The following is a 16,608-nucleotide window of genomic DNA, read 5'->3' on the forward strand; positions in this document are numbered from 1 at the left end:
TCAGGTTTTAGGTCATGCTGTAAACCAATGGCCAAAACTATCTCATTCACCGGGAAGCATTGAAAGCCAGAATCTTAAAAAAAGTTAACCAAGCTTGTCGCAATGCCTGGTTTAACTTTCTTTAACAAACCCTATCGTCCGCTGATGTTCGGACATTGTTCAAAAGTGGACAATGTAATCAGGCGAAAAATTTATTATATACTGATTTAAAGGCATTTGTAAATCAATATTTTCAATGGAACGCAATTTTTAGTAAAATCATCATAGTCGTATCGTCTCTTCCCAAGCCCAATCACATAGGTTATGCTTAAAAACTACTTTAAGATTGCCGTCAGAAGCCTGTTTAAAAACAAGCTGTTTTCTTTTATCAATATTTTCGGCCTTGCGCTCGGCATGTCGTGCAGCCTGCTGATATGGCTTTGGGTAAAGGACGAGGTGTCTTTCAACCGTTTTTATCCCGGCCTGGAAAACATCTATTTCGTCCGTTCCGGTTTTGATTTTAGGGGCCAGACCGGAGCCGGGGAAGCCACTCCTGGTCCGTGGGTAGAGGCATTGGAAAAGGATGTCCCTGAAATTAAGGCCATTACCAAAATCACCTGGAACCGCGAGCAGCTGATCCGTGTCGGGGAAAAAGCGACCAAAGAGGACGGAATATATGCTACCGCCCAATTTTTCAAAGTTTTTCAATCGCCTTTCCTGCAAGGTGACCCAGCAAAAGCCATTGAGCAGCCCACATCCATTGCGATCTCGCGAAAGCTGGCTGAAAAGTATTTTGGGAATGTGAATGTCGTAGGTAAAACCCTGCGCCTCGACAATGCAAAGGACATGATCGTGAGCGCTGTTTTTGAAAATATCCCTCATAATTCGTCCGTTCGGTTTGACTGGATCGTGAATTTCAAAGCGCAGGAGCAGGATTGGATGAAATGGTGGGGCAATTCCTCTTTCAAAACCTACGCCATGCTCACCCCTGGCGCCAATCCGGCCCATGCCGAAAGTGTTATGAGAAAGGTCATCAAAAAGGTTGCGCCGCCTCAGCTGTTAAGCTTTCCGCTTCTACAAAGCATGAAGGACGTGTACCTCTATTCAGAATATGATGGGCTGAAACAGGCTGGTGGGCGCATCGAGTATGTACGTATTTTCTCCATTGTAGCCATATTTATCCTGCTGATCGCCTGCGTCAACTTTATGAACCTTGCCACGGCCCGTTCAGTGAAGAGAGCCAAAGAGGTCGGTGTCAGAAAGGTTGTGGGGGCTGAAAAGAGATATCTCGTCATTCAATTCTTGGGCGAATCACTGATCGTGAGTGCATTAGCTGCCGGTCTGGCATTGTTATTCGTGATCAGCTTCCTTCCGGTTTTCAATGAAGTGGTTCAAAAACAGATCACTTTCAATACCCTTGACCCAGCATTATGGGCTTCAATCATTGGTTTGACATTGGTTACGGGTATCATCGCGGGCAGCTACCCTGCATTGTATTTGTCCGCACTGCAGCCGATCAGAATCTTAAAAGGCCGAATTACATTTTCCAACAAAGGCGTTTTTCTACGCAAAGGATTGGTCGTGTTCCAATTCAGCCTTTCTGTTTTTCTGATCGTCGGCATACTCGTGATCGGTCGGCAAATGGATTATATTCAAACTAAAAAGCTGGGACTGGATAAGGAAAACGTCTTGTACATTCCTTTGGAGGGAGACCTGAACAATAAGCTGGAAGCTTTCCGGCAGGAGATCATGAATTCTCCGGCTGTTGAGGCTGCCACCACTACCGGGGCCATTCCTACCAATATTATGGGTGTTTCCGGTGACCTGGACTGGACCGGACGGGACAAAAACCTGGACAACTCGGTCAGTGCAGCTTACGTCGGTTATGATTTTGCAAACACCATGCACATTCAAATGGTCGACGGCCGGGATTTCTCAAAAGATTTCGCGGCGGATACTGCCAATTATATCATTAATGAAGCTGCTGCCAGAATGATGAAAATGAAAGATCCCGTAGGTAAACAGGTGAGCTTCTGGATGGGCAAAGGCACTATCGTCGGCCTCATGAAGGACTTTCACCTCAATTCATTCCACTCGGAGATCAAGCCGCTTATTCTGGTGAATTACAAGGGGTTGAACACCGAATACCTGATGGTGCGGTCGGTACCCGGCAAAACTACGGAGGCCATTGCACATGTAGAAGAAATAGCCCGCGCATTCAATCCCAATTACCCATTTAACTACCATTTCCTCGACGAAGACTATGAACGCATGTACCGTTCTGAAATGATCGTCAATACGTTGATCAAATACTTCGGTATACTCGCTGTGGTGATCTCGTGCCTGGGGTTACTGGGCCTCGCAGCATTTACCGCCGAACAGCGCACCAAAGAAATCGGTATACGCAAAGTACTTGGCGCCAATGTTGCGGGCGTGGTAGCATTGCTTTCAAAGGACTTTTTGAAGCTGATATTGATTTCCATCGTGCTGGCTACTCCTGTCGCCTGGTATCTCATGGACGAGTGGCTCAAAGACTTTGCCTATCACATCAATCTGTCCTGGGGGATTTTCGCCATAGCGGGCTTCATCGCCATTTCGATCGCGCTGTTCACGGTCAGCTTTCAAAGTATCCGCGCAGCATTAGCGAATCCTGTGAAATCACTGAAAGCAGAATGACAAGGGCAATGCGGTGCTGCAATTATTTAATGCAGTATTTGGTAAAGCCCATAGAAAATCGTGTACCAAATGGCAGCACCGACTGAAATTGTAAGCAAAATCGTACCTATAAAAGGTATAGCGTTATGTGTGTTGTAACTTAATGTCCTTTCCATCACCGTGGGAATTATTGATTGGGGGGTTCACTCTCGCTGGCAGGGCCAACTGATCGTTTCAGTAAATATAAGTAATGAGTGCCATTATTTATATGGCATAACCCAGATTTTTTTATATGAATTCAATGACACTGCGTCGCGAATATTCGACAATTTGACCCGCTAATTTAAGCCGGTCTGCCGCCTTTTGTATATCTCCACTTTTTTGAACAATTCCAGTATATTGGTAACTTCCAGTTTCTCGAAGATCCGTGCTTTGTAGGTACTAACCGTGCTTTCCTTAATGTTAAGATCGGTTGCGATGTCTTTCGTCCATTTACCGGTCAATAACAAATCCATGATTTCAAGCTCACGGTTTGAGAGTATTTCCAGCGGACTTTCCTTGCTTTCCCGTTCCAATAAAGTATTGTTTACCAGCTGATCCTGGATAATGCTACTGATGTAAGTACCACCATTCAATACCGAAGTGATGGCCTTCTCCACCTCCTCATTTGTCGAATCTTTGGGTAAAAAACCATTTGCCCCGGTCCTGACATAGTGGATCGCATAGAGCTCCTCGTCCTGGGATGAAAAGATGAGTATCTTCACTTTCGGCTGAATCTCTCTGATCCTGGTAATCATTTGAAAAGCTTCCCCGCCAGGTATGCGGATATCCAGTAACACCAGATCAAAGTATCTTGTCTGGAGTTGCCTTAACGTTTCATTAAAAGTGCCGGCCTCTACAATATTCACCGACGGGAGAAAATCCTCGATCAATAACTTCACCCCCATCCGCACGATGGAGTGATCTTCTACCAATAAAATTGTTTTCATTCGAATGCACGTTACCTCAATTCCTTTTAAAAGTAGTTATATAAATATGAAAATACACGTAGAAAATTAGCTACAACCTATTTTTTGGGAAAAATAATATGAATGGACGTGCCGGTCTCTCCATATACTTCCACAAACAGCTTTGCGTTGATCAGGTTGGTGATTTCCTTCACAATGAGTAACCCCATACCGAAACTCTGGGCATTGTGCTCCGGCCCGGGCAGCTTGTGGTCGCTATTGATCCAGTTCATGATCCTGATGTCCATTCCAGGTCCGGTATCGTTCACTAGCACGTGCAGCGAGTCCCTGAAATCCTTGTAAGTCACCTCGATAGTACCATCGTTGGTCACCTTGTTTGCATTGTCGATCAGGTTGTGAAGAATGATACCCACCAGTTGAAGATTGCTTTTTAGGATAACCCCTGGTGTAATACCGTTGACGAAGGTATTGGAGTTGCTCTCCGCCTCGCTTGCAAAAATCTCGAACTTCTGATCCACCAGTTCATTCACGTCCAGATAACTGAAATTGACTGCCGCGTTCTTGTAACGGAACTCTGTATATTCCAGCAGGTTTTTCATGAAATGATACAACCGGTAGCTCGACTGGCTGATAGCCCTCACCGTCGGAAGTTCCGGATGGCTTCGGGCCAGACGTCCGGTGGTGGTCATCAAAAACCGGAGCGGACTTTTGATATCATGCGAAATACTCGCGATCAGGTGTTTTTGATGGACAAACTCTGCTTCCAGCTTCTTTTGCGAATCACCCACAGAGTCCAGACTGGCCGTCAGTTCAGTCGTACGGGAGTCCAGCGCGTCGATGGTCTCGTAAAAAGAGGTGAAAAAGTAGTAATTGATCAGAACCAGAAAAAAGAAATTATGAAAAAGCAGGATCGTGATAGTGACCTTGCCTGTTCCTTCCGGCCCCCAGGGAATGTCCGTCCCAAGATCGTTTTTGAACAAAATATAAAACAGGAAAGGGATCACACTGGCCAGCGAGTAAATGATCCCCCAGCGATTGCCCAGACCATAAAAGGCATAAATACTGATAATTGCGACATACTGCAATGTCACCAGATGAAACCCATTTTCATACAAAAAGAGATTGCTCACGATGATCAACAGGAAAATCGTGATCCCTGCATGCACCGACTTGCGCCATTCACAACCCATCGCCAGAGCTATATAAAACACCAGGGCGACACCCATCAAAATGGCGATCCGGATAGTCTGTTCCCGGTAGTTTTGCGACATGTAATATGCCAGCAGCATTCCGGTTGTCAGAAGCCGCAAATGCAGTGAGTAAGACAATACCTTAATACGCGCACGGTTCAGGATGTCGGTTTCCAGCGCCAGTTGTTTGCGAACAGGCCATTCCAAAAACGATAGATTCATGCGTTTGGCTTTACTGACAAGTTCGATATACCGTTATATATATACGAAGCAGTTGTCCGGTTCTATGTGTGAGTTGTAACCAATGGAAAACTCAAAACTACCTAAAATACTCAATACCGAATGTAGAGAAATTGCTACACAGCCATTCATGGGTATCTACATCTTTAAACCACTTTGGATCGTAAATTTGTAAATACTTTCAAAATATAGGATGAATCGAGGGTCAGAGTGAAAGTAACTTCTGGAATTGAACGTAATGAAATACGTTATAAACGTTGAGTATATTTGACACCTTCCGGTAATACCGTGAAGGTGTTTTGTTTGTTAAAGCAGAAACCATTTAACTGCTACTGCCTTACCCAAGGTTTTTGACAAACAAAGCTGTTGCCGCCCGTGCGTGTAATGTGAAACCGGAAGGAGACCCGGACGGAGACCAGGATGTTGATGATGGAGGGTAAAAGAGGAACGAGAGTAAGATAATAACCGGAAAATCGTTAACTGCCTTTTTCAGGTTTTTCCTGATTCAGTCTTTTCGCTTTTTTGACTTCGCCAGGCGTAAACTCGCCATTGATCCATCTAACAAAATTCTTAGATTGAACCTGGTAAACCTGGGCCGAAAGCGGCTTCAGATCTGACTTCTCAATTTCAAGAAGATAGTCTGCGAGCAGCCGGTTAATTTCATCCAAATACTTACTTTGCGTTTTCATGAGGGAATTGTTTATTAAACAAAACTAAGACTGATTTAAAACCACCAAGACAAATATTGCCTTAGCTCACTGCAATTATAATTTATTCATTTTAAAACATTATTATTTTTGGGGTGAGACGAGCGATTTCCAGGGTGTATCCCAGGCTCCTTGGGGCGGCATTTACGCTCTTGAAAAGCCGCCACAACACATTTAAACCTTTTACTACACCCGGCTATCCAATACGAGCTACCGGCCAAGAAGACAAAGTGTTATCAAATTAAGAGCTAACATTTTATGGATTTTACCCGCTCGTTGTAAGAGTTTGTTTTGTACTTTTTTCATTTTAGGAAAATAACCTTCTATGAACCGACCTATTCCCCTAAAAGCAAGACCGCCCGTCCGGTTCAGGGGACAGGCGGTCTTTTGCCGGATATATGCAATTTGGATAAAAACGAGGAGACAAAAATACCTCCCCAGAGTTGGGACGTTCAGTATGTCATCACCGGACACTCATTCCAGGGATCTTCGCCGGTTTTAATGTATTTGTATTTCAATCCCGTTTCCGGAAATACACATTGTTGCTGATCGATTCAAGCCTCACTTCCGGCCCGCCGCCATTGAACGTCCCTTCCAGCAAATAGCCGACAATGGGGTCTTTTTGCTTCTTATTTTTGAAATCAATGTTCAGGTCTGAATACACTTCGCCGGTAATGGTTTTCATCGCGACATTAGCGCCTGTCGCCTTTGGCCAGCTCATATCCACATATCCGCTGATCGTTTTGGCTAGAACCGTCGCAGTAGCACCTTCAATATCAATGTTGCCGTTAATCGTCTCCAGTTTCAGCTTTGCCTGGCGTGGCAGGTACACCTGGTAAGTGATTTCACTGCATACATAGTAGCGCTCGTTGCCGTTGCTGCTGTTCCACGTACTTTTTTTACTGCCTGGGCAATCCTCTCCTTTCCCTTGTTTCAGCAACTCCTGATCATAATCTGTTTTCAGGGTCACCTCATCCGCCGTTGTACTTTTGGTAACCAGCAGGCCATCATTCAACTTTCCCTTGTTGATCGTAACCGCAATACGTACAGACACTTCTGCTTTATCCCAATACCTAACCCTGATGCTGTCCGCAAATTTCAAATTCAGGTTCACGGTCTTGCCGGCCGAGTATGGCAGACTGTTTTCAATGATCTTCTGGGCGAAAAGCGGACCGCTTATCAAGGCAAGGGCGAACAGGAATAGTATATTTTTCATGGTTTAGATTGCTATTTGAGTGAACTATTACTTTTGCTTACGGATATAAATGTCACTGCTTATGGTATTGAGCTGGATTTCAACCCCACCTCCATTGGTAGTACCTTCAATGTTGCTGCCACCTCCCACTTTCGACATTCCGTCCTTTGAATTTTTAAGCCCCAGGTCAAAATCCGTGTACATTTCACCATTGATCGAGCGTAATTTCAGGTTAGACTTCACCGTCGCAGGCAACGACACATCAATCACCCCACTAATGCTCGAAATCGCAGTGGGCTTGCCCTGGTTTACATTGGAAAAAGCTGCCTTCACGTCCCCGCTCGTACTGTTCGCTACCACCGGGCCAGTCACGTTGTTGAGATTAATATTGGCATTATTGGTACGAATTTCCAAGTCCCCATCCACATTATTGACGCTTATTCCCGCTCCTCCCTGCCAGTTGGTTTGCTGATATAAAACAGAAACCTGGCGCGGTATACGCATCGTATATTTGATAGACTTGCGGGTAGCTTTCTCGATTTTCAGGCCATTGGCATCCGGAGTGACCGATAGTCCTATTCCCGAATTGTCCACCGCGGTATAGTAAAGCGGCTTCAAACCCTTCGCACGCTCAGGCGGCGCCTCATACCCTGACGAGGCCTGGATCACGACCTCGTCGCCATTGTACCCTTCAATTTTGATATCGCTATCCGCCATTTCAATGGTTAGTTTCCGATCTTTCGAATTGGCCAGTTTGGTTTTGAATTCCGGGGTTTGCGCCTGTACACTTGTCAGGCAGCAAAGTAGTCCCATACTTACTAAAAGCACTTTTTTCATGGTTTTGATTAAAAAATTATTGGTAAATGATAAATCCGAAGGGTCAGGTATTACAATGTCAATGGTTTAGGTGAAGCTTTCGGTCCTTCAAGCCGGTATACCGCCTCCTCTGCTTTCAACCTCACTACGTCCATCACCTCACTGTTGCGGGCCAGCTGCTGAAACTGGTTCACCGCACGTTTTTCCTTAATGGCCACCAACGATTCGATCAGCGATATCTGCACATTCGGATCCGTCTGAATGGCCAGGGAACGGATCAGCGCCTCGCTCACCTCCGGCTGCTCCTCGAAATGCACCAGTGCCTGGCATGCAGCCAGCCTCACATTGATATTCGGGTCAAAATTGAGGGTATTGATCAGTAGCTGGGTAATGTCATTATCTACATCCGACATTTCAAAACTCTGATTAACAGCCTGAATGCGTTCACTGGCCGACGTTATGCCGGTTTGCTCAAATGCCAGTACTTTTTTCATCTGGTTGGCCGCCGCCACATCTTCCGACTTGGCGAATATGCTCGCCGACTGCTGCCCTGATCTTGCCTGGAACATCCAGCCACCGGTAAATCCGACGATCAGAAGCGTCAATCCGGCCGCTATTCCAATGAACCAGCTCGTAAACCTGCGCACCGGCCCCTGCTTTGGCGGATCAAGCCTAGCAGCCAGCTCACTACTGAATGTAAGCGAAGGATGCTCGTTCCTGGCTTCCTTAAAATAATTGAACTGCGCGGCATGGCTCTGCAAATGAGCCGGTACCTGGTTTCCCTGAAAAAATTCTTTCAGCTCGCGTTCTTCTTCCAGCGAGGTTTCGCCTTCGTAATATTTTTCAAGTAGTTTTTCAATATCCTGATTCATAGTCGTTTGCTTTAAGGTAATTGTCCCGGAGTTTCTGCCTCGCCCTCGAAAGGATCACACGAATGTTGGCATTGCTCAGCCCGGTGACCTGTTCAATTTCTTCCAATGAATACTCCTCCACGTCTCTCAGGTGCAGTACCAGCTTTTGTTGCTCGGGCAGTTCGCCGATCAGCTTGTGGATCAGGCCGGCGCTGTCTGTGTTTTCTACCTGCCGGTAGGGCGAAACATCAGAGGATTGCACGGTGAGCATATCGGTATCTCCGCTGGTTTTCGTTTTGTGATGCGACTTCAACCTGTCCAGACATACATTTTTAGTCATTTGAACCGCAAGCGCTTCAATGCTCTGATACGTTTCAAGCTGCTGCCTGTTGACCCACAACCTCAGGAACACATCCTGAATAGCATCCTCCGCTTCCTCGCGATTGCGGAGAAACATTTGAGCAAGCCTGAAAAGGCGGCCCTGTACAGGGAGTATGCGTTGGTTAAAGGCTTGTAAATCCATTTCAATGACAAAGACGACTGAGCCGGGAAAACGTTACAAGGTGAAGCAATTTTTTTTATTCCTGTCCAGCGCCGAACAACAAATGTTCGCAAACGGACATTCGGCAAATGCAAAAACGCCTTTTTCATCAAATCAGCGAGGTTTTCAAAATTGGCAAGGGATTTGTTTTGCATTATTATAACTAATCAGTCCATTGGTTTATGAAAAGAACTTTTCTGGGAGAATTTGAAGAAATAGTCCTGCTTGTAGTAGCTGCCTGTACCGAGCAGGCATACGGTGTGACCATTTGGGAAAGCATCCAGCAATATACAGGTCGTACCATTTCCCTCAGCGCGGTACACGCTACCTTATACAGGCTCGAAGAAAAAGGATTTCTGACATCGGAAATGGGTGGCGCTACGGCCGAAAGAGGCGGTCGCAGAAAGCGGTATTTTACCATTACCAGCTATGGCAACCGGGGTTTACAGGAAATTCAGCAATTGCGCCAGCAACTTTGGCAAAATATTCCTGCTGAAAAGATGCAACCCAAACTTAGCTTCTCATAGCCATGGAAGAGCCGAAAAAAAATCCCAGCCCGCCTAAGTGGATCGATTACCTGCTCGGTGTCGTTATCGCGCCGCATTTCCTGGAAGATGTCATCGGCGACCTGCATGAAGTTTTCCTGATCTTGGCAAAAAAATCCGGACATCAAAAAGCAAAATGGCTGTACCTGTTCGCCGCCGTCAAATATATCAGGCCTTATTTCATCAAAAGAAAGCCCGCACAATATTCCCCTACCTACTTATTTAGCCCTGAAATGATCAAGAACTACTTCAAAATCTCGCTCCGGACGCTGGCCAAAAACAAGGCTTACAGCTTCATTAACATCACCGGACTCGCCATGGGAATGGCCGTGGCCATGCTGATCGGATTATGGATCTACGATGAACTTTCGTTTGACCGCAATTTTCAGAATTATGGCCGCATTGCGCAGATCATGCAGCACCAGACTTTCAATGGACAGATCGGAACCCAGAACTCGGTCCCATTTCCGCTGGGTCCTGAGCTACGGCGTAATTATGGCGCTGACTTTAAGTACGTGGTCATGTCCTCCTGGACTAACCCGCATATCGTGACCGTCGGGGACAAGAAACTTTCCAAAAAAGGGACATTTATAGAACCGGAGGCAACTGAAATGCTGAGCCTCAAAATGCTGAGCGGCACTCGTTCAGGCCTGAAAGACCCCTATTCCATTATGCTTTCCGAGTCGGTGGCAAAAGCGTATTTCGGCGATGCCGATCCGCTCGAAAAGACGATGAAGATCGACAATAGCCTTTCTGTAAAGGTTACCGGCGTGTATGAAGATCTTCCGTTCAATTCATCATTCCGGGACATGGGGTTTATGCTGCCGTGGCAACTCATGATCGTTGCTAATCCCTGGCTAAAAACGATGGAGGACCCGTGGCGGCCCAATGCCTACCTGACCTATGTTCAATTGAATAAGCACGCCGATGTCGATAAAGCCTCAGCGAAAATCAAAGACATCAAAGTTAAAACCATTAATAAAGAGCAACTCAAATACAAGCCCGAGGTCTTTCTGAATGCGATGAGCGACTGGCATCTCTACTCGGAATTCAAGGGCGGGGTAAGAATAGGTGGACGCATTGAATTTGTTTGGCTTTTCGGCACGATCGGAGCGTTTGTGTTGCTTCTGGCCTGTATTAATTTCATGAACCTGAGTACTGCCCGCTCTGAAAAACGAGCGAAGGAAGTAGGCATTCGTAAAGCAGTAGGCTCCGTACGTGCCCAGCTGATCACCCAGTTTTTCAGCGAATCGTTCCTGGTTGTTGCTTTTGCTTTTGTACTTTCAATTTTGCTGGTGCAGCTTATTTTGCCGTTTTTCAATGAAGTGGCCGATAAAAAGATCACCATGCTCTGGACCAGTCCGGTATTCTGGCTGTCAAGTATCGGTTTCAGTGTGATTACGGCTATCGTTGCAGGCAGCTATCCCGCCTTGTACCTGTCAGCTTTTCAGCCGGTTAAGGTTTTGAAAGGCACATTCCGCGCGGGCCGTTTTGCTGCCATTCCCCGTAAAGTACTGGTAGTAGTACAGTTCACGGTTTCCATTACTCTGATCATCGGTACCGTGGTTGTCTTCAAACAAATCCAATTCGCAAAAAACCGTCCGGTAGGTTACAGTCGCGACGGACTACTGACACTTTACCGCTCAACACCCGACATTCATAAACATTTCGACGCGGTACGCGAGGAGCTTAAAACCTCCGGCGCCATATCAGAAATAGCCGAATCCAATAGCCCTGCGACCGAATCCTGGTCCTCGACGAGCGGTTTTGAATGGCAAGGCAAAGACCCAACACAGTCAGTGGATTTTAATTTTGATGAAGTATCACACGATTATGGTAAAACGATTGGCTGGCAGTTTTTACAGGGCCGTGATTTTTCACGGGAGTTCGCCACCGATTCGGTAGCATTGGTGGTCAATGAAACAGCTGTAAAATTCATGGGGCTGCAAAATCCGGTAGACGCGCCTTTGACCTGGTTCAAAAAACCTTACAAGATCATCGGCGTCATCAAAGACCTGGTTGTACAGTCGCCCTACGCCCCTGTCAGCCCCCTGTTCTTTTGCCTGGCCGCGGATGGAGGCGGCGTAGTCAACATCAGGATCAATCCGGCCATCAGTACCGCCAGTTCGCTGGAAAAGATCAAGAAGGTTTTCGGAAAATACGATCCCGGATCCCCATTTGAATATGAATTTGTAGATCAGGTATATGCCAGGAAGTTTTTTGACGAGGTGCGCATCGGCAAGCTGACTACATTTTTCTCTGTATTGGCGGTGTTGATCAGCTGTTTGGGACTTTTCGGCGTAGCATCATTCATTGCCGAGCAGCGTACCAAGGAAATAGGTGTTAGAAAAGTGCTTGGTGCAACCATATTGAATGTTTGGAGCATGTTATCGAAGGATTTTGTGCTGCTCGTTTGCCTCGCATTTCTCATTGCTGCACCTTGCTCCTACTATTTTCTGGACGGCTGGCTGCAAAAATATGAGTACCGGACCGATATTTCTTGGTGGATATTCGCCCTTACCGGCCTGGGAACAATGCTGATCACATTGGCGACCGTCAGTTTCCAGGCGATCAAAGCCGCTATGATGAACCCGATCAAAAGCCTGAGATCTGAATGAGTGTGACACCGAAACCTCCGCGCTGGGCTGACTATCTCCTCGAAAAATGGGTCGATGACCGTTTTCTGGAAGATATTCAGGGGAACCTGTATGAAGTTTTTGTAAAAAATGTGAAACAGGGTAACCTTGCCAAAGCGCGTCGGGAATATGCATTTGCCGCTGTCAGGCATTTAAATCCGTATTTTTTCAAAGAAAAATCCAACGAAACCCGCTCCGTCAATATGCTGAGTTTTGATATGCTCCGTAATTATTTCAAAGCAGCCTGGCGTCATTTGCTGAAAGACCGGCAATTCACCATGCTCAATCTCATAGGGCTTTCCACGGGCTTGGTCTGCACATTGCTCATCTGTTTGTGGGTTACCGACGAATTGGGTTTTGATAAATTTCACGCAAAGGACAACCGGCTTTACGAAGTCATGATCCACGAAAAGAGCAGCAGTGGGATTGCAACTTCCAATGGTACCGGCGACCGAATGGGTGAAACCCTCGTACAGGAAATGCCGGAAGTTGAAATGGCCGTTACCACCACACCGTCAACCTGGTTTCAGAAATTCAGCCTTTCGGTCGGAAACAACACGGTGAGTGCCGGGGGAAACTTTGTCGGTCAGGATTATTTCAATGTATTTTCTTTTCCCTTGGTGCAAGGGAACAAAAATCAAGCGCTGGTCAATAAGAACTCCATTGCTATCTCTGAAAAACTAGCTGTACAACTCTTCCATTCCGCAGACCAGGCGGCAGGAAAAATCGTTGAATGGAAATGGCTGTCTTTCTCAGGAAAGTGCCTGATTACAGCCGTCTTCAAGGATTTTCCGGTCAATTCTTCCCAGCAATATGATTTTCTTTTGTCAATGGATGCCTGGAACCAGATCATGCCACCAGGTAGTATGCCCAAAACCAGCAGCGGCCCATTCAACAGTTTCATCGTATTGAAAGAAGGCGTCGACCCGGAACTTTTCGACCAGAAAATGGCAGATCTGGCCAAAACGAGTTTCAAAGATTCAACATCCAGATTGTTCCTGCATAAATATTCCGACGCCTACCTGCACGGCAAATTTGAAAACGGCGTACAAGCCGGCGGTAAGATTACCTATGTAGGTCTATTTGCATTGATTGCCGTCTTCATTCTGGTCATTGCCTGCATTAACTTCATGAACCTATCGACGGCCAAAGCTTCGGTCAGGGTCAAAGAAGTGGGTGTCAAAAAAGCACTTGGGGCGGCGAGGTCTACATTGGTGTTTCAGTACCTGGGTGAATCGCTGCTGATGAGTTTCATAGCATTGTTCATTGCTATTCTGGTAGTGGCACTGCTTTTGCCCCAGTTTAATGTCATAACCGGCAAGCACTTGACATTGCATTTTGAGCCGAAAATCGTTCTGATCATACTGGCAATTTCCATCATCACTGGGTTACTAGCGGGCAGCTATCCCGCATTGCACCTGTCCAGGTTCAGCCCCGCAACTACATTGAAAGGTGCCCTGGTTACTTCGTTTGGCGAATTGTGGGTGAGAAAAGGGCTGGTTGTTTTCCAGTTCACGGTGTCCGTCGTGTTCATTGTGTCGGTAGTGGTCGTTTACCGGCAGATCAATTATGTTCAGCATAAAAATCTGGGTTACGACAAGGACAATATGCTCTATTTTGAAATGCAGGGACGTGTAGCCGAGCAACCTGAATCCTTCCTTGCCCGGCTGAAATCCGTGCCAGGAGTCGTGAATGCTTCCAGTATCCAGCAAAAAATTATCCTTCCGGCCTCTTTGCCAGGTACCGGTGTACGTTGGGATGGAAAAAATACCGACGACAGGATTCGCTTTTACCGCATGCCGGTGAATTACGATCTCATCGAAACCATTGGGATCAAAATAGCGGCCGGACGTAGCTTTTCACGAAGTTACGGCTCCGACACCGCCAATATTATCCTCAATGAGGCTGCTGTCAAAGCCATGGAACTTCAAGATCCTATTGGCAAAACCATCACGATCGGCAGCAACACCAGGCACATTGTCGGGGTGAGTAAAAACTTCCATTTCAACTCATTGCACGAAGAAATCCGTCCGTTTATCCTCTGCTATTCCCCCTCCGAAACCATGCTCATCATGACTAAAATCGCGGCTGGAAAGGAGAAAGAAACCATTGCTAGAATGAGCAGTTTTTACAAATCCTTTAACCCAGGCTACTCATTTGACTACCAGTTCCTTGATCACGATTATCAGGTCCAATACGCCTCCGAAACGGTGGTCTCAGAACTTGCGCGGTATTTTGCAGGCCTGGCCATTATCATATCCTGCCTCGGACTTTTCGGACTGGCAGCATTCACAGCCGAACGTCGAAAAAAGGAAATAGGCGTACGAAAAGTACTCGGCGCTACGGTCGGTAATGTAGTCGCCATGCTGACGAAAGACTTTCTGATATTGATATTGGTAGCCGTTGTGATCGCTTTCCCGCTGGCCTGGTGGCTCATGGACAGCTGGCTGCAAAACTTCGCATATCACATTTCAATCGGTACAGGAGTATTTATCGCAACCGGCCTGTTGATAGTGTTCATCACCTTAATAACCATTGGTTATCAGTCCGTTAAAGCAGCATTAATGAACCCGACGAGATCCTTGAAGGCGGATTAATTACTGATTTAAATGAGTTTTCCCTCAATCCAAACCGCTGCAAAACAGACCAATATCAGTCCGAACCAAAACCAGTCAGATAGCTTTTTGCTCAAACCGTTCGTTGAGTGAGAATTTTGTACGGAAGTTTCAGCGAGTTCTGAATGGTACCGCTCATTTGATTGAATAAAATGGCGCACGGCTGCGGTTTGCAATAATGCCGACGTTTTGTCTACATTGACTTCAATGGCGCGATAGTCGGGTAAAGCGATCCAACCTGACTCTCGCGGCGCAAAATGTGCCATCGCAGATCTGTCGTTCAATGCAGAATAATTAAGGAAAGTAGTGTCATTCCCTATTCTTACAAATGTCGGATTATCAGGCAAACCATTCATTTTCAATGTATTTGGTATCCTGAAAAGAATTGGCGCCTCAATATCGACGCGATCCTTTTCCGCAGGCCTGATATATGCCAAAATCGTGTTCCAGATCTGCTGGTAATGTGCACTATCGCCAGCCAATTGCAATGGAAATGTCTCATTCAGCAAGCTTACGCCCACTTTCCCGGTAGTTCTTTCGACCGCAGCCGGTATTTTCGGAATTGGCAGACTGTAATGATTCGGTGTAAATGCAAAAGGCAATGCACTCAGCTGATTACCAAGCGAAACTGACGCTTCATTCGAGGTTTTTTTAACCTGAAACCTCGTTCCCAGCGCCACATTAATGCGATTGATTTCCGAAGCCGGTTCTGTCAGGTTCATCAATAACAAGCTCTTGCCGTCCGACACTGCCTTTTTCACAATGCTTTTGCCTACATTGGTTGCATCAGTAATGATAATATCCGGCGTTTCAGCTTTGTTAATATTCAAATTGCTGCTCATGTTTTTGGACAAAACAGCATCATAAATCACCGCATGACCATTCTTCCCCAGCCAGGTAGCCAGGTTGCGGCTTTCAAAATCAGGGTTTTCGAGAATGAAACGGACAGTTAGATTTTCCGACGGTCGGGCAAAAAACTTTATGGTATCAATAGTACTACTGCCCAAAACCAGTTCGGTAGCAGTACCCCCTTCCCCAAATGCTGGAAAGGTGAGTTTGAATTCATTAAAACCTTTCGCCAGCTGCACACTATCCAGCGGTTGCTCGCCAAAACGTACCTTCAAAAGTTGCTTTTCCGACGATTCAATGCTTCCCTGTACCACCTGCATTTCTCCTTTGCGGACAATGCCTTTCCAGTTTAAACTTTGAATTTGATTGGTTTGAAAATAAGGTATCCATTTGAAAACGGCCGAATGAGCATTACGCGTAATCGACTCAAAATCGCTCGATTTGAAGTCCTGACCCAACATTAACAAGGTATCAAAACTGCTCTCTTTCAACTCTTCCACTTTCACCAACTCAGCTTTTCCAACACTATCAGCGACTTTCCGCGTAAATGCAGCAGGTACCTCGTCCCCCGACACGATACCGACGGCCGAAAAAGGGCTTTTGAGCATAAAAGGTTGCAGAATAAAAGCCAGGATACTCGCCCAGAGCAGTACATTCAATGCTAATCGAACCCGAAACCTGGCCGGGGAAACATTCGCATCAGCCCTCCCAGCCCGGATTACCAGCCATATCTGCAACGCTAAAAGCATCACAAGCAGCACAAGTATCACCTGGTTCAATGGTTCTGACCAGTCAAAATCAAATTGGATCATATGCTAGTC

General features: G+C 46.2%; 12 protein-coding genes. 4 read left to right on the top strand and 8 right to left on the bottom strand.

Annotated elements, in window-relative coordinates; genetic code table 11:
* Positions 1-303: 303 nt before the first annotated feature.
* Positions 304-2,655: an ABC transporter permease gene (locus ON006_RS14625; protein WP_244823185.1), complete on the top strand. Its 2,352-nt coding sequence runs from the start codon at positions 304-306 to the stop codon at positions 2,653-2,655.
* A 317-nt stretch (positions 2,656-2,972) separates the two neighbouring features.
* On the opposite strand, the gene ON006_RS14630 is transcribed toward ON006_RS14625, so the two are convergent.
* The 7 genes from ON006_RS14630 to ON006_RS14660 form a co-directional block, all read right to left on the bottom strand.
* Entirely contained in the window at positions 2,973-3,623 is a 651-nt protein-coding gene (locus tag ON006_RS14630) for a response regulator transcription factor (protein WP_244823184.1), read from the bottom strand.
* Positions 3,624-3,700: 77 nt separating this feature from the next.
* Positions 3,701-5,014: a sensor histidine kinase gene (locus tag ON006_RS14635; RefSeq protein WP_244823183.1), complete on the bottom strand. Its 1,314-nt coding sequence runs from the start codon at positions 5,012-5,014 to the stop codon at positions 3,701-3,703.
* Between the two features lie 494 nt (positions 5,015-5,508).
* Entirely contained in the window at positions 5,509-5,721 is a 213-nt protein-coding gene (locus ON006_RS14640; RefSeq protein ID WP_244823182.1) for a hypothetical protein, read from the bottom strand.
* Between the two features lie 532 nt (positions 5,722-6,253).
* Positions 6,254-6,955, bottom strand: a complete 702-nt coding sequence (locus ON006_RS14645; protein WP_244823181.1) for a DUF4097 family beta strand repeat-containing protein — start codon at positions 6,953-6,955, stop codon at positions 6,254-6,256.
* 27 nt (positions 6,956-6,982) lie between these two features.
* Entirely contained in the window at positions 6,983-7,771 is a 789-nt protein-coding gene (locus ON006_RS14650) for a DUF4097 family beta strand repeat-containing protein (protein ID WP_244823180.1), read from the bottom strand.
* Between the two features lie 50 nt (positions 7,772-7,821).
* Entirely contained in the window at positions 7,822-8,622 is an 801-nt protein-coding gene (locus ON006_RS14655) for a HEAT repeat domain-containing protein (RefSeq protein ID WP_244823179.1), read from the bottom strand.
* Positions 8,606-9,124, bottom strand: coding sequence for a GFO_1088 family ECF-type sigma factor (locus ON006_RS14660; RefSeq protein WP_244823178.1), 519 nt, complete (start codon positions 9,122-9,124; stop codon positions 8,606-8,608). The genes ON006_RS14655 and ON006_RS14660 overlap by 17 nt, the downstream gene beginning before the upstream one ends.
* A gap of 200 nt (positions 9,125-9,324) precedes the next feature.
* On the opposite strand from ON006_RS14660, the gene ON006_RS14665 reads away from it, so the two are divergent.
* From ON006_RS14665 to ON006_RS14675, 3 genes are read left to right on the top strand one after another with little or no spacing between them, the layout of a single operon-like run.
* The gene (locus ON006_RS14665) at positions 9,325-9,669 is read left to right on the top strand and encodes a PadR family transcriptional regulator (RefSeq protein ID WP_244823177.1); all 345 of its coding nucleotides are present in this window, start codon (positions 9,325-9,327) and stop codon (positions 9,667-9,669) included.
* Between the two features lie 2 nt (positions 9,670-9,671).
* On the top strand, positions 9,672-12,305 hold the full coding sequence (locus ON006_RS14670; RefSeq protein ID WP_244823176.1) for an ABC transporter permease: 2,634 nt from the start codon (positions 9,672-9,674) through the stop codon (positions 12,303-12,305).
* Complete coding sequence (locus ON006_RS14675; RefSeq protein ID WP_244823175.1) at positions 12,302-14,920, top strand: FtsX-like permease family protein; 2,619 nt, start codon at positions 12,302-12,304, stop codon at positions 14,918-14,920. Before ON006_RS14670 ends, ON006_RS14675 begins: the two co-directional genes overlap by 4 nt.
* An 8-nt stretch (positions 14,921-14,928) precedes the next feature.
* Here the strand turns inward: ON006_RS14675 and ON006_RS14680 are convergent, their stop codons facing one another.
* Positions 14,929-16,599, bottom strand: a complete 1,671-nt coding sequence (locus tag ON006_RS14680) for a hypothetical protein (protein ID WP_244823174.1) — start codon at positions 16,597-16,599, stop codon at positions 14,929-14,931.
* Positions 16,600-16,608: the final 9 nt, after the last annotated feature.

This window comes from Dyadobacter pollutisoli (assembly GCF_026625565.1).
Taxonomy (GTDB): Bacteria; Bacteroidota; Bacteroidia; order Cytophagales; family Spirosomataceae; genus Dyadobacter; species Dyadobacter pollutisoli.

Excerpts from the sequence above, each read along its gene's own strand:
- ON006_RS14670 (WP_244823176.1), top strand. The coding sequence starts at position 9,672 with ATGGAAGAGCCGAAAAAAAATCCCAGCCCGCCTAAGTGGATCGATTAC.
- ON006_RS14650 (WP_244823180.1), bottom strand. The coding sequence starts at position 7,771 with ATGAAAAAAGTGCTTTTAGTAAGTATGGGACTACTTTGCTGCCTGACA.
- ON006_RS14635 (WP_244823183.1), bottom strand. The coding sequence starts at position 5,014 with ATGAATCTATCGTTTTTGGAATGGCCTGTTCGCAAACAACTGGCGCTG.
- ON006_RS14675 (WP_244823175.1), top strand. The coding sequence starts at position 12,302 with ATGAGTGTGACACCGAAACCTCCGCGCTGGGCTGACTATCTCCTCGAA.
- ON006_RS14640 (WP_244823182.1), bottom strand. The coding sequence starts at position 5,721 with ATGAAAACGCAAAGTAAGTATTTGGATGAAATTAACCGGCTGCTCGCA.
- ON006_RS14680 (WP_244823174.1), bottom strand. The coding sequence starts at position 16,599 with ATGATCCAATTTGATTTTGACTGGTCAGAACCATTGAACCAGGTGATA.
- ON006_RS14660 (WP_244823178.1), bottom strand. The coding sequence starts at position 9,124 with ATGGATTTACAAGCCTTTAACCAACGCATACTCCCTGTACAGGGCCGC.
- ON006_RS14625 (WP_244823185.1), top strand. The coding sequence starts at position 304 with ATGCTTAAAAACTACTTTAAGATTGCCGTCAGAAGCCTGTTTAAAAAC.
- ON006_RS14630 (WP_244823184.1), bottom strand. The coding sequence starts at position 3,623 with ATGAAAACAATTTTATTGGTAGAAGATCACTCCATCGTGCGGATGGGG.
- ON006_RS14665 (WP_244823177.1), top strand. The coding sequence starts at position 9,325 with ATGAAAAGAACTTTTCTGGGAGAATTTGAAGAAATAGTCCTGCTTGTA.
- ON006_RS14645 (WP_244823181.1), bottom strand. The coding sequence starts at position 6,955 with ATGAAAAATATACTATTCCTGTTCGCCCTTGCCTTGATAAGCGGTCCG.
- ON006_RS14655 (WP_244823179.1), bottom strand. The coding sequence starts at position 8,622 with ATGAATCAGGATATTGAAAAACTACTTGAAAAATATTACGAAGGCGAA.